This is a genomic window from Frigidibacter sp. MR17.24, assembly GCF_037095655.1.
Lineage (GTDB): Bacteria > Pseudomonadota > Alphaproteobacteria > Rhodobacterales > Rhodobacteraceae > Frigidibacter.
On record NZ_JBAWKE010000009.1, the window covers coordinates 22,101 to 37,199 of the forward strand.

The window sequence follows — 15,099 nt, forward strand, 5'->3', positions numbered from 1 at the left end:
CACATGCCCCCAGCACGGCGAGACGCTGCCGCCGACCGAACCCAAGGAGATCGACGCGTGACAGAGCACAGCATCAAAGAACTGATCCGGCAATTTGAGGTCGCAGACGCCAAGGCAACGCAGGCCCGTCGCGACGCCAATGTCGCACGCCAGAGAGCTGCCGACGCCATGGTTTCCGAGACGGTTCGGCAGGTCGAAGCCAAGGGCATTGAAATCGGAAAGACGCTGGTGCGCGTCAGGAATGGCGGGAGCGTGTCGTCGGAGGCCTACTTCGTCGTTGGCGCTGAGGAGGAATGGCAGCACAGCCATCGGCCGCGCGTTCGGGTGAAGCTGGCCAAGATCAAGAAGGACGGCACGCCGTCTTCCGCGCCCTCTGGCTGGCGCGGGTCTCTGACCCCCGACATGCTCGAGATCGTGGAGCCCCGCCCATGACCATCACGACCGAAGAAGCCGAGCGGATGGCGGCGGCGCTGCTGGATCGAAGCTACGACCCGCAGGAGAAGATCACCCACATCCTGCGTCGCCTGCATGTGGACCGGCTGAACGCGTCGAAGATGATCCGCGCCCTCGCCCTTGATCGCGATACGCTGGCGGAGGCTGTCGGCGCTGACTTTTCCGCCGCTACGGACTACTCCGAGAGATGGGAACGTGCGTGCGCCGAGCGAGACGCCCTGCGCAAGGAGCGGGACCACCATGAGCACTGGCACATGACCTATCGCGACATGGTCAACCAGAAGTTCGAGCACATCGACAGCGTCGCCGCGCACCAAGCCCGCATCGAAGGACACCGCGCCGGGATGCTGGCGGCGGCGGAAATGCTGGAAGGCATGGAACTGCGCGCCGACCACGACGCGATGGTCGCCACGGTCGAGGGCGACATCATCAGCCACCGCGAGCGGGAAAGCGCGTTCCGGGACGCCGCCAAAGTCGTCCGCGCCGCAGTCACGGAGGGCGGCGCCGAACACAGCGGAAATCAGCGCCACAGCCAAGCAGGAAAGGGCGGAACCCCGGCGCCGAAATCGGAAGGCGGGGCATGAAGATCGACCTCACCATCGTCTCGCTCGCCGCGCTGAGCGTCATCTTCTTCCTCGGCGTCACCTACATCGACGCCCTGCCGAAGATCGAAGCCGCACGCGCCCTCTCAGCACAGCAGGAGGGCCGGTAGATGTCCCGCCGCATGGACCGAGAGGGCGCAAGACTCCCGAGTCGATACCACGCCGAGACGCGTCGGCCGTGGGGTATGGGCTCAGGACGGGACACTTTGGCTGTTGTCGCGTGGGACATGAACGACCACTGGCTCACCACTGCCGAGTGGCTGGCATGGGTTCGCCGCCGTGATGGCAAGCAAAACCTGTGGAATGGCAAGAAGTGGGTGTGGCCGATGCGACCCATGATCCACGCCCACAGGCGGCCCGAAAGCTCGGGTCAGCCGCCACGCCTTCCCGGACCACCGCCAGCGCCCCACAGCGCGCCGCACGCGGCCCCTGAGCCGAAATCCGGCCCCGCACCGCAGAACAACGACTGAGGCCACCACAGGCCCCGGAAATCGAGCACAGGGACACGAGAGCATGACCTACGCCTACAGCAAATCGGCCAAGCGCAAGGCGAAGAAAGCCAAGGTCGAGGACGACCCCTTCGCGCTGGCCCCCGTGCCCAGGCGCGAGAAGGACGGGCACATCCACCGGGAACGCGCCGAGCGCGACCCCAGCATCAAGGCTCTGCAGGTGAGGTGCAGGAAAATGGGCAAGGAAATCTCGGCCGGAGCGATCCGCGACATGCGCGCCCCGTGGAACGGCTGCAAGGCCGGACGGGCGATGGCGATAATGGTGACCAGTGCCGACGAGCGACTGGAGCTTTGGGACGCCATCCAGCACATGCGCCGGGTGCAGCTGTCCTATGACCGCGCCATCGGGGCCCCGAGCCGCCACGCCGTCTGCATGCGCCTTCTGCTGCCCATTGACGCGCTGGAGGCTGATGCCGAGACTCCGCCGCAGGATGAGCGATCGGATGAAGAGAAAGATCGCGAGGCCGTGTCCGCCTGGATGCGGGTTCGCGGCTGGCTTGGATATACTGACACGGCGTCGATGAACTGCGCGATCCAGACCGTGATTGACGATGAAACCGTTCTGGATCTGGCCGCGGCGCGAGGTCTCATCTCAGCTCTGCGCTGTGTCTCGGATGGGCTTACCGGGCGGCGAATGATATATCGGGGCGTAGCCTAGAAAGGATACCTGAAATGAAAGTTTCCATCGAGTTCAAGTTGAAAGGCGAAACTCTCTATCGCCATGTTTTTGAGTTCATCGGAGAGGACGATCTCGCGCGAAAGCATGCTCTAGCATTTAGGGAGTTTCGCGAGAGGTTTCCGGAGATCGACTTGTTTTCCGAAGGGCTGGTGACGATCTACGATAAGGCTTGACCTTTAAGCAAAAATATCCCACTCTGGCATCATCGAGAGTTGGCGCGCCCCGGGAAAACCTGCGGCGCGTTTCGCTTTTCCGCCATCTGGCGGATGCTCAGTGGGGCGGCTTGGCCCCGGCGGCTACAGGGATACTGTAGCAGGTGGATCGGCACCTAAACGGCGAGGGCCGCGCATGACGCGGAAGCGGGCCGACCGATCGCCGCCTTCCGATCAGCTCGCGTTCGTCCTCCCGGCGCGGGCTGATCCGATGCGCGGCCGACGAGAGCAGTTGCAACCCCTCTCAGCAGGGGCTCCCGTCCCAAAAGGGCTGACGCGCCTCACCCCAACCCCACCGCCCGCACCTTCATTCACAAGCGCAATGTGCGCCGGATCGAAGGGGGTCGTCACACAGCCGCAGGCGGTGGGGGAGATGACCATCTGGTGGTGACGCCAAGAGGCGGGGATGACAAAACCGCGCTGGCAGGGCTGGCGCTCACATAGGGCAGCGACATGGGCACGAAACCGGCAGGGCCGGGGCCGTCCCTGAGTGCCAAGCAGCAGCTTCATGCAAAGGTCGGGGCGCTGGCGCTCATCGCCAAGCATGTCGGACTGATCCAGGTAACTCGGGCGACCCCCGCAAAGGCGAAAGATCTCACGCAACTCGAGCGCGGGATGGCGGTCGCAGCAGCGATGGTGGTCTGTGATGCTGATCAGCCGCCGATTAACAGGGCGGCTTGCGGGTTCATTCTCGACATCCTGTTTCCTGGCTGGCGAAGGAATGCTCCGCTTGAGGTGAAGGGGCTGCTCGCAGAGCGCGACGACCACGCAGTGAGGCAGTGGCGTGAAGCAGTTCTCTATCGAGACGGGCTGACCTGCACCAAGTGTGGCGCTGACGAGGACCTCGAGGCTCACCATCTCGCCCGTTGGGCCGACTTCCCCGAACTTCGGCTCGATCTCGATAACGGCACCACCCTTTGCAAGGCGTGCCACATTGAGGAACACCATCCTGGCCACCTTGAAAAACAATCAAGGTAATCAAGATGGCACAGCACGGCGGAAGGCGCTCCGGCGCTGGTCGGAAGCCAGGCGTCGTCAGTAAGGCGAAGCGCGACATCGCGGAAATGGCGAAGGACCATGTGGCCGCCGCGCTGAATGCTCTGGTGCAGATTGCAAGGGAGGGCGAGAGCGAAGCGGCTCGCGTTTCGGCTGCAAACGCAATCCTAGACCGGGCCTACGGCAAGCCCGCTACCAAGGACGCCGGGCCGAGTGCAGACGACGCGCCAGCGCTGAACATCACCATCACGGCGGCCGCGCCGATCAAGGACGTCCGTGTCACACGATCTGAGGGTTAGCGCGCCGCAGGGGATCTTCCTCTCGGGGCTCGACACGAAGTTCAGGGCCTACGTCGGTGGCTTCGGCAGCGGGAAGACATTCGTCGGCTGCCTCGACCTCGGGCTCTTCGCAGGGGCTCACCCGGGAGTGGCGCAGGGCTACTTCGCCCCGACCTATCGCGACATCCGCGACACCTTCTGGCCGACGATGGACGAGGCTGCGACGCTGCTCGGCTTTCGGGCCAAGGTGAAGTCGGCCGACAAGGAGATCGAGCTCTACCGGGGCCGCGGCTACTACGGCACGATCATCTGCCGGTCGATGGACGAGCCGGGCGGGATCGTCGGTTTCAAGATCGCCCGCGGGCTGGTCGACGAGATCGACGTGATGGCCAAGGACAAGGCCACCAGTGCCTGGCGCAAGATCATCGCCCGGATGCGCCTCGTGGTGCCGGGCGTGGTCAATGGGATCGGGGTGACGACGACGCCCGAGGGCTTCAAATTCGTCTACGACACGTTCAAGCGCGCCCCGAAGCGCGATTATAGCATGGTGCAGGCCAGCACCTACGAGAACGAGGCCTTCCTGCCTCCGGACTACATCCAGTCGCTCCGGGACAGCTACCCGCAGGAGCTGATCGACGCCTACCTGATGGGCGAGTTCGTCAACCTGACCAGCGGCACGGTCTACCGCAACTTCAGCCGGGTCCGCTGCCGGTCCTCCGAGGTGATCCGCGAGAGCGAGCCGCTGCACATCGGGCAGGACTTCAACGTCAACGCCATGGCCTCGGTGGTCTATGTCGAGCGACCCGACGGCTGGCACGCTGTGGCCGAGCTTGGCGGTATCGTCGACACGCCGGCGCTGATCGACACGATCCGGGCGAAGTGGCCCGGTCACCATGTCACGGTCTACCCGGACGCCAGCGGCAAGAGCCGCAAGACGGTGAACGCCTCGACCTCGGACATCGCGCTGCTGAAGCAGGCAGGGCTTACGGTTCGAGCGAAAGACAGCAACCCGGCGGTGAAGGACCGGATCCTGTCGATGAACACCGGCTTCGAGAAGGGCCGGCTCTGGATCAACGACAGGGCCTGTCCGCGCTTCGCCGATGCGCTGGAGCAGCAGGCCTATGACAAGAACGGCGAGCCCGACAAGTCGAGCGGGCACGACCACCTAAATGACGCGGGCGGCTATCCGATGGTCTGGCTGATGCCGGTCCGCAAGCCGATGGCCGCGCCGAACGTGAGGTTCGCTTACTGATGCCCGTGAACAGCACGCACCCGCTCTATCAGGCCGCCGTCGATGGCTGGCGCCGGAACCGCGATGCGGTGAAGGGCCAGGCGGCGATCAAGGCCGGTGGCGAGCTCTACCTGCCGAAGCCGAACGCCGAGGACGAGAGCGCAGCGAACACGGCCCGCTACGAGCGCTACCTGGAGCGCGCGCTGTGGTATGCGGCTCCCGAACGGACCAAGGCCAGCCTGATCGGCAGCGTCTTCCGCAAGGGGCCCGAGAAGCAGGAGCTGGTCCCGCAGATCGAGTATCTGCTCGAGGACGCGGACGGCACCGGCACCTCGCTGGAGCAAGTCTGCAAGGAGGTCGTGGGCGAGCAGCTGGAGGCGGGCCGGATCGGCGTGCTGGTGGACTACCCGGCGTCGGAGCCCGGAGCATCGGCCGAAGACGTCGAGCGCAGTGGGGCCCGGGCGATGTTCGCCACCTATGCGGCCGAGAACATCCTGAACTGGCGCGTGGCCAAGGTCGGCAACCGGCACCGGCTGGTCATGGTCGTGCTGCAGGAGTTCGCCGAGGATGGCGACGACGAGTTCGCGAAGGAGGTCGTGAAGCAGTATCGCGTGCTGCGGCTGTCCGAGGGGCGCTACACGCAGACGGTCTACGACGAGAGCTTCGATCTGGTCGGGTCGGTCATCGAGCCGAAGAAATCGGACGGCACCGCCTGGGGCGAGATCCCGTTCGTGATCATCGGCAGCGAGACGAACCGGGCCGACGTCGATGCCGCGCCGCTGACGCATCTCTGCAACCACGCGATCGCCTACTGGCAGACCTCGGCGGACCATCGCGAGAACCTGTTCGTGCACGGGCAGCTCACGCTGGGCATCTCGTCGGATCTGAGCGTCGAGGACTGGCAGGCAGCCAACCCGAACGGCGTGAAGGTCGGGGCCCCCACCGGCGTCTTCCTCGGGCCCGCCGGCAGCTTTCACACAGCCAGCGCGCCGGAGAGCACGTCGCTGTCCAAGGCGCTGCAAGACCTCCGCGAGGAGATGGCCGAGCTGGGCGCGCAGATCATCCGCAAGAGCGGCCAGGCCGAGACGGCAGAGGCGGCGCGGATCGAGGCCTCGGCCGAAAGCTCGGTGCTGTCGAATGTCGTCGGCAACGCCTCCGAGGGGATCGAGCAGTGTCTGGAGTGGGCGGCGCTCTTCATGGGCGGCGACCCGGTGAAGGTGCTGTTCGAGCTGAACACCGAGTTCTTCGACGAGACGCTCGACCCGCAGACCCGGACGGTGATGCTGAACGAGCTGGACCGCGGGATTATCTCCAAGCGGGACTATCGCCGCGCGCTGCGGAAGGCCGACTTCATCGACGCCGACCGGACAGACGAGGAGATCGACGAGGACGTGGCCGATCAGGGCCCGGCGCTGGGGGCGATCGGTGCCTGACGTCAACGAGACGATCTTCGACGCCGAGGTCCGTCATCAGGTCTACCTCGGGCGCTTCTCGGCTGGCGTCGCGCGCCGGATCATCGCGCTGCTGAACCGGACGAACGACGACCTGGTGAAGCGCCTGCGCGAGCTGGACACGGAATGGACGCTGGCCAGGGTCGACGCACTGCTAGACGCGGTGCGGGAGATGAACCGCGGGGCCTACGAGGAGCTGGCCGCGATGCTGGGCCGAGAGGTCGAGAGCTTCGCAGGGTACGAGGCCGAGTTCCAGGCGCGCACGATCGACCGCAGCCTGCCGGTGCGGCTGGACGTCGTCACCCCGGCGCGGGAGCAGGTCTACGCGGCGGCGATGGCGCGGCCTTTCCAAGGGCGGCTGCTGCGCGAGTGGATGGCCGGGCTCGAGGCTGGCGCGGCGCAGCGGGTGCGGGACGCAGTGCGGATCGGATTCGTCGAGGGCGAGACGGTCGACCAGATCGTGCGCCGGGTGCGCGGCACGCGGGCGCGGCAGTACGAGGACGGGATCCTGCAGATCAGCCGGCGCGACGCGGCGACCATCGTGCGCACGGCGATCAACCACACGGCCAACGTCGCGCGGAACGCGACCTATGAGGCCAACGGCGACCTGATCAAGGGGATCCGCTGGGTTTCAACGCTGGACGGCCGTACGAGCGCGGTCTGTCGGGCCCGGGACGGCGAGGTCTACCCGGTCGACAAGGGGCCGCGGCCGCCGGCGCACCACAACTGCCGGAGCACAACCGCACCGGTGACCAAGAGCTGGCGAGAGCTGGGCTTCGACATCGACGATCTGCCCCCGGCGACCCGGGCAAGCATGAACGGGCAGGTTCCGGGCGATCAGACCTATGACGGCTGGCTCCGCCGCCAGTCGAACGAGTTCCAGGCGGACGTGCTGGGCGTCGAGAAGGCCAAGCTGTTCCGGGACGGCATGAAGCTCGACCGGTTCGTCGATCGGGCAGGGCGCGAGCTGACGCTGGACGAGCTGAGGAGGCTTGAGGCATAGTCGGCCGCATGGCTGACGAGCTTTCCCGCTTCCGCGTCATCGAAGGCGGTCCTGCAGAGGACGGCAAGCCCAAGCGTGCGGGCGGCAGAGCGCCGGCGAAGGGCCGGATCGAGATGCTGCTCTGCCACGTCTGCAAGGTCGACATCGGCGTTGCCACCGCGACCACGCTGGAGGTCAAGACGGGCCGGATGCTCAAGGACGGCAAGCCGCAGGGAGGGACCAAGCGCCTGATCTGCGTCGAGTGCCTCTCCCGGGGCAAGGTCACCCACCTGATCTGAATTCAGCGGGTTGGTGGGTTCCGTCGAAGCCAGTCGTTCGTGCCAGCGTTCGCATTGGAGAAGTGGTGGAGCTTGGTTAGCTCTGAGATGAAGAGCTTATCGTTATCATCCAGATATCCCTTGAAGTGGTCGTGAGCTTCTTTGGGCGTATTACTCAGGTTCACCATCCAAGACGAAGCTTGGTAGCGATGCGCGCCGAGGCGCTCGAGTTCGTCGATCAGCGGCTTGTAGGCGGCAGGGCTGCGCTCTTTGATCAGGTCATAGGTCAGCACGAAAACAGTCATTGAAGTCTCCTAGTTGCGCGGGTCATGGGGCCACGCGTTCTGGGCGGTGCCAATGATTCTCCGAGCGCTAGACGCTCGATCACCAGCGCAAGGGCAGGGCCTGAGCGCACATCGTCAGGGACGATCATCACCATGCCGCTGAAATACCAACTGGCCTCGCTGGACGAGGCCGACGAAGCCGTGCGCGCTCTCTACAAGGAGAAGGACGGGAAGTTCGTGCTGGACCTCGACGGAGGGCCGCAGAGCGAGGACGTCACCGGGCTCAAGGCGAAGGTCGCCGAGCTGATGGGCGAGACCAAAGCCGAGCGCGAGAAGCGCCAGGCGCTGGAGGCCAAGCAGGCCGAGGACGAGGCCGAGCGCCAGCGCAAGGCGGGAGAGTTCCAGAGCCTCTACGAGAAAGCGCAGTCGGATCTCAACGCCGAGCGCGAGGCCCACGCCACCACCCGCGGCTCGATTGCCAAGCGCGATATGGCGGCGGCGGCTCATGCCCTCGGCGTCGAGCTGACCCGCGATGCCGCGAAGGCCGACGTGCTCAAAGGGCTGGCCGCGCCGTTCCTGAAGCACGGCGAAGGCGGCGTCACCTACGAGATCGGCGGCGTGACCGTCGAGAAGGCGAAGGTGCTGGAGCACCTGCGCGCCACCTATCCGTTCCTTGTGGACGGCAACCAGTCGAACGGGGGCGGGGCCCCCGGAGGCAGCGGCGGGGCCGCGACCGAGAAACTCGCCGATCTGTCCGAGGCCGAGCGCCGGGACCTGCAGGCGAAGGATCCCCAGAAATTCCGGCGGCTTCTCGCCGAGGCACAGCGGAGATAACTCATGCCGATCACCACCCTTGGCGACGTCTACAACCAGGACATCCTCGCCAGCTATCTCACCGAGGATCCGGTCGAGAAGACCGCGTTCTTCCAGTCGGGCGTCATCGCGTCGAACCAGATCATCACCGAACTGGCCCGCGGCGCGTCGAACATCATCAACGTGCCCTTCTGGCAGCGCATCGACGCGTCGATCGAGCCGAACTACTCGAACGACCAGTACGATGACATCGCCGTGCCGCGCTCGATCTCGACCGACATCCAGAAGGCCCGCGTCGCCTACCTGAACGAGGGCTTCGGCTCGGCCGACCTGGTCGCGGAGCTGAACAAGGCGGATCCGCTGCGGGCCATCGCCGGCATGCTGGACACCTTCTGGATGCAGCAGGCGCAGCGCCGCGTCATCGCCACCGCCGTCGGCATCTACAACGACAACGTCGCCAACGATGCCTCGGACATGGTCGCCACCACCTCGGGCGCGATCATCACCCCCGGCTCGATCATCGACGCCGAGATGACCATGGGCGACATGGCCACCGCCGGCGGCGCGATCGCGATGCACTCGGTGGTCTACGGCCAGCTGCGCAAGGCCCAGCTGATCGACTTCGTGCGTGATGCCGACAACAACACGATGATCGCGACCTACGGCGGCCGCCGCATCGTGGTCGACGACGGCATGCCTGTCTTCGGCGCCGGTGCCTCGCGCACCTTCCTGACGATCCTCTTCAACCCGGGGGCCATCGGCTACGGAGAGGGCTCGCCGAAGGTCCGCGAGGAATACGACCGTCAGCCCGACCGGGCGAATGGCGGCGGCACCGAGACCCTGTGGTCCCGCCGGACGATGCTGCTGCACCCGCAGGGCTACGAGTTCACCTCGGCCACGATCTCGGGCAACGGCGTCGAATCCAACCCGATGTCGGCGTCGTGGGCGGATCTCGCCCTGGCGGCCAACTGGGACCGCAAGCTGGCGCGGAAGAACGTGCCGATGTCCTTCCTGATCACCGGCCTGACCGAGGCCTGATCCTGACGGCGGCGGGGCAGCTCGCCGCCTGACCATCCCCCTCAACTGGAGGCCATCACCATGGCTGTCACCACCCCCGACAAGAAGGCCCGCTGGGGCTTCACCGGCTCCGAGAAGGAGATCAAGGTCGGCGCGCCCGAGAAGAAGGGCAAGCGGACCTCGGCCAAGGCGACCGAAGCGTCGACCGACACCACGACCGAGACCAAGGACACCTGACCCATGGCGCTGTCCCTGATCGAGCTCGCCGTCACCATCTCCGAGGCAGACGCCTACGCCAGCGCGCGGGGCTATGCCTCGTGGACCGGCACGGACGAAGACAAGACGGCGGCGCTCTTTCGGGGGCAGAGCTACATCGCGGGCCGGTTCAATGGCCGGTGGAAAACGGATTTCGAGAACGACGCGGCCCCCGACGAGGTGAAGTTCGCGATTGTCGAGGCCGCGATGCGCGAGCTGGTCTCGCCCGGGTCGCTGCTGCCGGACTGGTCACCCGCTGCGCAGGTGAAATCTCAGCGCCGCAAGGTGGGCCCGCTGGAGCGCGAGACCGAGTTCGCCACACCGACCACCGCATCGGGAGCGCGGCCCAGCTTCGGCATGATCGACGCGCTGCTGTCCGGCATGATCGGCTCGACCGCGGGCGCGGCCAACTTTGCGGTGACCCGTGGCTGAGCCCTTCGACTACGCCGAGGCCGCAGCAGACGCGCTGGAGCTGATCGCCGAGTTTGGCCAGGTCGGTGCGGTGCGGCGGCGAGAGACGACCGGCGGCGGGCCCGCAGATCCGACTGGCGGGACGGTGACCGAGACCGACACCCCCGCGACGCTGGTCGTGCTGCCGATCGACGGCCGGCAGGTCGGGCAGAACGTGCAGGACACGACGATCCAAACGACCGACGTGCAGATCTACGTCGCCGCGGCAGACCTGCCGCTGGTGCCGAAGACCACGGACCGGATCATCTGCGCGAACGGGAATTTCGCGATCATGCGCTGCAACGCGCTGGCCCCCGCCGGTCAGGCAGTGCTGTTCGACATCATCGGGAGGCTCTGATGGCCGGATCCTTCGCCAAGCAGGTCGCCGCCTTTACCGACAAGGCCAAGGCGAAGACGGACCTCGCCTTCCGGAAGATCGCGCTGGATATGTTTTCCGAGGTGATCCTGATGTCGCCCGTCGACACCGGGCGCTTCCGCGGCAACTGGCAGGTCGCGATCGGCTCCGTGCCCGAGGGCACGCTGCAGGTGGATGACAAGGCCGGCACAGCGACGATCAGCAAGGCCGACGCAGTGACGAAGCGGCTGGTCGCCGGGCAGACGATCTACCTGGTCAACAACCTGCCTTATGCCCAGCGGCTGGAGGATGGCTATTCCGGACAAGCCCCGGCCGGCATGGTCAAGATCACCGTGCAGCGCTTCGACCAGATCGTGAAGGCGGTCGGCGCCGAGATCTCGAGGCTCTGATGGCGACGGTCGAAGGGAACATCCACGCCGCGCTGATGGCGCGGGTCGCCACGCTGCCAGGCTTCGCGCTGTTCTGGCCGGAGCAGGGGCAGACTCGGCCGACCACCGAGCACGTCGAGGTGCGGCACCTTCCCAACCGGCCCGCGCGCCAAGGCCTGTCAGGAGGCACAGTGCTGGAGCGTCGCGGGTTCATCCTCTTGGCGCTGGTGTCGGAGCTGGGCGCGTTCGACGCCGTCTACCGAGAGCGGGCTGGGCAGATCGCCGAGCACTTCCCGCGTGACTTCTGGATGACGAGCGAGGGCGTGCGGATGCGCGTGCACGCGGTCGAGGTCTCGCGCGGGTTCGAGGACAGCGGCATGTGGCGCACGCCCGTGTCGGTCGATTACCGAGGTTTCGCCTGATGGCCACCCGCAAGCTCAACAAGGCCCAGCTGGAGGCCCCGCAGCGACTTCAGCCGGTGGCGAGCTTCGACATCGACGGCAACTACGTCGGGCCGGGCTCTTTGCAGGGTGTGGGCTACCGACGGCTGGTGCTGTCTGGCTCAACGGTGACTTGGGTATCCGATGCGCCGGCAAGCGTGGTGCTTTGCGAGATCCGCTGCGAAGGCGGCATGGTGCGCTACCGGGGCGACGGGCCGAACCCGACCGCGACGGACGGCATGCCGCTCTGGCCGATGGATGCGCTGGAATATCGCGGCCCGGTCAGCGCGCTGCGCTTCATTCGCGTGGATGGCGCGCCGGTCATCCACGTCGATATGCAGGGCGTGATCGGCACATGATCCGGCCGGGCAGGGGATACACGGTCGCGACCTTCGCCTGGTCATACACGGTGACGCTGGCGCTCAGCACGGCCGGGACGCGAGATTTCACGGTCACGGGCCTGCCGTGGGCGATACCGGGGCGTCGCTACTCGATCGAGCCGCTGTCGGGCCTGCCCGCCGGCCACGTGATCGGCAACTGCTGGTGCGTGACGAACGGCCAGATCGTGATGCGGGTGATCTGCCCGGCCATCGCGATCGGCACGGTGATCAACGTGAGCCTCACGGCCGCGATCCTGGCTTAGGAGATGGACATGAGCGAACCCACCCACGAGGCCGTCAGCGACTATCGCGAGTTCCGCAAGGACGGCGACGGCGAGAAAGAGATTGTCCGGCTGCGGCCCATGAAGATCCGCAACCAGATGAAACCGCACGCGGTCTTCCGCGGCGACAAGCCCCGCAAGGGCTCGACGCTGACCTTCACCCTCGAGAACGGCGTGACCTACGCCGGCAAGGTGCTCGCGGCCGAGACGATCGACGGCGAGACCATCGTGGAATTCGACGGGGCGCTGGAGGTGACGAAGTGATCGACTACCCCGTGTACGCGATGTGGGACGAAGATCGCTCGGAATTCTGGTGCCATGAGTGCGGGCGAGTTTGGAAGCTCGGTGAGGGCTCCGGATGCGAACCCTGCGTGGTCGCCACCGATGCGCAGATGGCGGTGGCGCGAGAGTCCTTCCGCAGCGCATACACCCCTGAAGAATTGGCAGAAGCGGCCGCAGAATTGAAGGCAATGGGCCTCATCTAGCCCGGCCTGACCACCCATCCGAACCCGAACCCGGATCAACCGCGCCCGCGCGGCGCTTTCTTGCACCCTAAGGAGACCTGCCCATGGCATGGCAATCCGCCGCTGGCGCGTCCATCGCGATCAGCCTCACCGCGCCGGCGACGTTCGATGCCGCCGGCTTCACCGCGCTCACCCCGAACATCGTCGGCGAGGTCACGAACATCGGCGAATTCGGCAAGGAATTTGCCCTCGTGACCCACATGCCGCTCGCCGAGCGCGGCACGGGCAAGCGCAAGGGCAGCTACAACAACGGCACCCTGTCGCCGACCATGGCGCTGGACCCGGACGACGCCGGCCAGCAGGACATGGCGACCGCGCTGGAGATGGACGAGCCGGTGTTCTTCCAGATCACGCTGCAGGACGGCACCGTCTACTGGTGCGGCGGCCTGGTGATGACCTATCGCCCGAACGTGGCCGGCGTGGATGACGTCGTCACCGCCACCTGCACGGTCGAGCTGGACAACACCCCGATCATCAAGATCGCCGCGCCGTAAGGCCGGTGACGGGCGGGGGCGATTGGTTCGGGCCGCTCCCGCCCACCTGACGCAGCCCGGACCGATCCCGAACCACAGGAGACACACATGGATCTCGCATCCTTCGACCTTGCCGCCGACGCCTCGCGCGGCGCCGAGCTTCACCTGCAGAACCCGATCACGCTGGAGCCGCTGTTCACCGAAGACGGCCAGCCGATCACGATCCGCCTGCTGGGCGGGGAAAGCCGTGAGTTCCGCGCCGCTGCCTCGGATCTGCTGAAGGCCGCCAAAGGCAAGCTCTCGATCGAGGCCGGCGAGGCGCGCTCGGCCGAGCTGCTGTCGAAGATCACCGTCGCCTGGTCGAACATCGTCTTCGACGGCGAGACGCTGGACTGCACCCCGGCGAACGCTGCGCGCCTCTACCGGGCCCGGCCGTGGATCCGCAAGCAGGTCGACGAGTTCGTGGCCGACGTGGGAAACTTCAGCGGGACCGGCGCGACCGCCTGATCTTGTGGGCGCGGCAGCACGCGTGGCTGTCGACGCCTGAGGACGCGCCGGTCAAGACCAAGGACGGGTCGCCCGGTCCGGATCGCCCGACGCGCTGGGCGAAGCTGGAGAAGAAAGGGAAGGAGATCGACCTTCCCGATTTGGACGGTGACGACGCCATTGCGGGCTGGCTGATGGACGCCGGGCCCCTCGCCTCGGGAGGGATGGCCCCGGCACCGATCTCGTGGCGCGAGCTGGCAGCGTGGGCCGGGATGACCGGCTACGAGCCGGACCCCTGGGCGGCCGAGACGCTGATGGCCATGAGCAGGGCATATCTGGCCGAGGTCGAGCGGTCGAACGGTCAGCAGGTGCCGGCGCCGTTCATGCCGCGGATGGAGCCCGAGAAGGTCAGCAAGACGCTGGGCGAGATCCTCGACGGGATGATGGCGGCGCAGGCTGAGAAGAAGCGGAAGGGGCGGCGGTGAGAAGCCGCCGCTTGCCACTGGTGCCCGCCGGTGCTCAGACTGCTCCAGTCATCACGGGGGGCGTCATGTGGAAATGGTTCGGGGCTTTCGCCCTCGTCGCGTCGCCAGCGGCGGCAGATTTGACCGTAAGCGATTGTCGACAGCTCTCTGACCGACTGGCCGAGTGCAAAGTGACGAATGAAGGTGACCGAGCCGTTTCCGACATCGAATTTGCGATCAGAGTGACGGAGGACGGGCGCACATTCCCGTGGGCTGTCGGTTCCGGTTCGGCGCAAATCGCCGGCGGATTGGAACCGGGAGAAGGCGTTTCGATACGGATGAGCTTCGAACAGCTTCCAGATCGAGCGGCCGGTCGGGAACTACGCCTCGATGGAGAGGCTCGGCCGGCGGGAGAAGCATCATCTGGCGGCCCGCCGATGACTGCCGGCGAGAAATCGTCTTTGTCTGCGGCCGTTCAGGCCTGCTGGAATATCGGTTCCCTTTCTTCCGAGGCACAGCGAGTAACCATAACGACCGCAACCGAGATTGGTCCGAATGGGAAGCCTGTCGCCGGTTCGATAAAGCTGATTAAGGCGTCCAGCGGATCTGAGGATGCTATCGCCCAAGCCTTTGAGGCGGCGCGTCGCGCAATCCTTCGTTGCGCTGGGGCGGACGGCTATGACTTGCCACCGGAAAAGATCGGACATTGGTCCGTGATAGAGATCGTGTTCAACCCCAACGGCGCGCGAGTGAAGTAGCGGCCGCAGTCCGCAATATTCAAGCCAGACACCACCCCACCGCCGCGAGGCAGTGGGGT

Annotated in this window: 27 protein-coding genes; 26 read left to right on the forward strand and 1 reads right to left on the reverse strand. The window is 66.2% G+C overall.

Annotated features, from left to right (window positions below):
• The first annotated feature begins 57 nt into the window (after window positions 1-57).
• From V8J39_RS19835 to V8J39_RS19885, 11 genes are all read left to right on the forward strand, one after another.
• Window positions 58-432, forward strand: a complete 375-nt coding sequence (locus V8J39_RS19835; RefSeq protein ID WP_336462704.1) for a hypothetical protein — start codon at window positions 58-60, stop codon at window positions 430-432.
• Window positions 429-1,037 carry a hypothetical protein gene (locus tag V8J39_RS19840; protein WP_336462705.1) on the forward strand — a complete coding sequence of 203 codons (609 nt, stop codon included), beginning with the start codon at window positions 429-431 and terminating at the stop codon, window positions 1,035-1,037. The genes V8J39_RS19835 and V8J39_RS19840 overlap by 4 nt, the downstream gene beginning before the upstream one ends.
• A complete protein-coding gene (locus V8J39_RS19845) occupies window positions 1,034-1,165 on the forward strand; it encodes a hypothetical protein (protein ID WP_336462706.1) in 132 nt (43 codons plus the stop codon). The genes V8J39_RS19840 and V8J39_RS19845 overlap by 4 nt, the downstream gene beginning before the upstream one ends.
• A 403-nt stretch (window positions 1,166-1,568) precedes the next feature.
• Window positions 1,569-2,222 (forward strand): hypothetical protein, encoded by a 654-nt coding sequence (locus tag V8J39_RS19850; RefSeq protein ID WP_336462707.1) that lies wholly within the window; start codon window positions 1,569-1,571, stop codon window positions 2,220-2,222.
• A 14-nt stretch (window positions 2,223-2,236) separates the two neighbouring features.
• Window positions 2,237-2,416 carry a hypothetical protein gene (locus tag V8J39_RS19855; protein ID WP_336462708.1) on the forward strand — a complete coding sequence of 60 codons (180 nt, stop codon included), beginning with the start codon at window positions 2,237-2,239 and terminating at the stop codon, window positions 2,414-2,416.
• A 492-nt stretch (window positions 2,417-2,908) separates the two neighbouring features.
• Window positions 2,909-3,433, forward strand: a complete 525-nt coding sequence (locus tag V8J39_RS19860; RefSeq protein ID WP_336462709.1) for an HNH endonuclease — start codon at window positions 2,909-2,911, stop codon at window positions 3,431-3,433.
• A 5-nt stretch (window positions 3,434-3,438) separates the two neighbouring features.
• Window positions 3,439-3,750 carry a hypothetical protein gene (locus tag V8J39_RS19865; protein ID WP_336462710.1) on the forward strand — a complete coding sequence of 104 codons (312 nt, stop codon included), beginning with the start codon at window positions 3,439-3,441 and terminating at the stop codon, window positions 3,748-3,750.
• Complete coding sequence (locus tag V8J39_RS19870; protein ID WP_336462711.1) at window positions 3,728-4,981, forward strand: terminase large subunit domain-containing protein; 1,254 nt, start codon at window positions 3,728-3,730, stop codon at window positions 4,979-4,981. Before V8J39_RS19865 ends, V8J39_RS19870 begins: the two co-directional genes overlap by 23 nt.
• Entirely contained in the window at window positions 4,981-6,393 is a 1,413-nt protein-coding gene (locus V8J39_RS19875; protein WP_336462712.1) for a DUF4055 domain-containing protein, read from the forward strand. Before V8J39_RS19870 ends, V8J39_RS19875 begins: the two co-directional genes overlap by 1 nt.
• Window positions 6,386-7,414, forward strand: coding sequence for a phage head morphogenesis protein (locus V8J39_RS19880; RefSeq protein WP_336462713.1), 1,029 nt, complete (start codon window positions 6,386-6,388; stop codon window positions 7,412-7,414). Before V8J39_RS19875 ends, V8J39_RS19880 begins: the two co-directional genes overlap by 8 nt.
• 8 nt (window positions 7,415-7,422) lie before the next feature.
• On the forward strand, window positions 7,423-7,692 hold the full coding sequence (locus V8J39_RS19885) for a hypothetical protein (protein WP_336462714.1): 270 nt from the start codon (window positions 7,423-7,425) through the stop codon (window positions 7,690-7,692).
• A gap of 2 nt (window positions 7,693-7,694) precedes the next feature.
• Here V8J39_RS19885 and V8J39_RS19890 read toward each other — a convergent pair whose 3' ends face one another.
• Window positions 7,695-7,976 carry a hypothetical protein gene (locus V8J39_RS19890; RefSeq protein WP_336462715.1) on the reverse strand — a complete coding sequence of 94 codons (282 nt, stop codon included), beginning with the start codon at window positions 7,974-7,976 and terminating at the stop codon, window positions 7,695-7,697.
• Window positions 7,977-8,108: 132 nt separating this feature from the next.
• Between V8J39_RS19890 and V8J39_RS19895 the strand changes: the two genes are divergently transcribed.
• The 15 genes from V8J39_RS19895 (at window position 8,109) to V8J39_RS19965 (ending at window position 15,040) form a co-directional block, all read left to right on the forward strand.
• On the forward strand, window positions 8,109-8,789 hold the full coding sequence (locus tag V8J39_RS19895) for a hypothetical protein (RefSeq protein WP_336462716.1): 681 nt from the start codon (window positions 8,109-8,111) through the stop codon (window positions 8,787-8,789).
• A gap of 3 nt (window positions 8,790-8,792) precedes the next feature.
• Window positions 8,793-9,806 (forward strand): hypothetical protein, encoded by a 1,014-nt coding sequence (locus tag V8J39_RS19900; RefSeq protein WP_336462717.1) that lies wholly within the window; start codon window positions 8,793-8,795, stop codon window positions 9,804-9,806.
• A gap of 60 nt (window positions 9,807-9,866) precedes the next feature.
• Window positions 9,867-10,022 (forward strand): hypothetical protein, encoded by a 156-nt coding sequence (locus tag V8J39_RS19905; RefSeq protein ID WP_336462718.1) that lies wholly within the window; start codon window positions 9,867-9,869, stop codon window positions 10,020-10,022.
• Window positions 10,023-10,025: 3 nt separating this feature from the next.
• A complete protein-coding gene (locus tag V8J39_RS19910; protein ID WP_336462719.1) occupies window positions 10,026-10,472 on the forward strand; it encodes a DnaT-like ssDNA-binding protein in 447 nt (148 codons plus the stop codon).
• Window positions 10,465-10,848, forward strand: coding sequence for a hypothetical protein (locus V8J39_RS19915; protein ID WP_336462720.1), 384 nt, complete (start codon window positions 10,465-10,467; stop codon window positions 10,846-10,848). Before V8J39_RS19910 ends, V8J39_RS19915 begins: the two co-directional genes overlap by 8 nt.
• On the forward strand, window positions 10,848-11,255 hold the full coding sequence (locus V8J39_RS19920; protein WP_336462721.1) for an HK97 gp10 family phage protein: 408 nt from the start codon (window positions 10,848-10,850) through the stop codon (window positions 11,253-11,255). Before V8J39_RS19915 ends, V8J39_RS19920 begins: the two co-directional genes overlap by 1 nt.
• Window positions 11,255-11,656 carry a phage tail terminator-like protein gene (locus tag V8J39_RS19925; RefSeq protein ID WP_336462722.1) on the forward strand — a complete coding sequence of 134 codons (402 nt, stop codon included), beginning with the start codon at window positions 11,255-11,257 and terminating at the stop codon, window positions 11,654-11,656. The genes V8J39_RS19920 and V8J39_RS19925 overlap by 1 nt, the downstream gene beginning before the upstream one ends.
• Window positions 11,656-12,033 carry a hypothetical protein gene (locus V8J39_RS19930; RefSeq protein ID WP_336462723.1) on the forward strand — a complete coding sequence of 126 codons (378 nt, stop codon included), beginning with the start codon at window positions 11,656-11,658 and terminating at the stop codon, window positions 12,031-12,033. The genes V8J39_RS19925 and V8J39_RS19930 overlap by 1 nt, the downstream gene beginning before the upstream one ends.
• Window positions 12,030-12,317 (forward strand): hypothetical protein, encoded by a 288-nt coding sequence (locus V8J39_RS19935; protein ID WP_336462724.1) that lies wholly within the window; start codon window positions 12,030-12,032, stop codon window positions 12,315-12,317. The genes V8J39_RS19930 and V8J39_RS19935 overlap by 4 nt, the downstream gene beginning before the upstream one ends.
• Window positions 12,318-12,326: 9 nt before the next feature.
• Window positions 12,327-12,599, forward strand: a complete 273-nt coding sequence (locus V8J39_RS19940; protein WP_336462725.1) for a hypothetical protein — start codon at window positions 12,327-12,329, stop codon at window positions 12,597-12,599.
• Window positions 12,596-12,820: a hypothetical protein gene (locus V8J39_RS19945; RefSeq protein WP_336462726.1), complete on the forward strand. Its 225-nt coding sequence runs from the start codon at window positions 12,596-12,598 to the stop codon at window positions 12,818-12,820. Before V8J39_RS19940 ends, V8J39_RS19945 begins: the two co-directional genes overlap by 4 nt.
• Window positions 12,821-12,903: 83 nt before the next feature.
• The gene (locus V8J39_RS19950; RefSeq protein ID WP_336462727.1) at window positions 12,904-13,353 is read left to right on the forward strand and encodes a hypothetical protein; all 450 of its coding nucleotides are present in this window, start codon (window positions 12,904-12,906) and stop codon (window positions 13,351-13,353) included.
• An 87-nt stretch (window positions 13,354-13,440) separates the two neighbouring features.
• Window positions 13,441-13,839, forward strand: a complete 399-nt coding sequence (locus V8J39_RS19955; protein ID WP_336462728.1) for a hypothetical protein — start codon at window positions 13,441-13,443, stop codon at window positions 13,837-13,839.
• Between the two features lie 2 nt (window positions 13,840-13,841).
• Complete coding sequence (locus tag V8J39_RS19960; RefSeq protein ID WP_336462729.1) at window positions 13,842-14,303, forward strand: hypothetical protein; 462 nt, start codon at window positions 13,842-13,844, stop codon at window positions 14,301-14,303.
• Between the two features lie 65 nt (window positions 14,304-14,368).
• Complete coding sequence (locus tag V8J39_RS19965; RefSeq protein ID WP_336462730.1) at window positions 14,369-15,040, forward strand: hypothetical protein; 672 nt, start codon at window positions 14,369-14,371, stop codon at window positions 15,038-15,040.
• The last annotated feature ends 59 nt before the right edge of the window (window positions 15,041-15,099 follow it).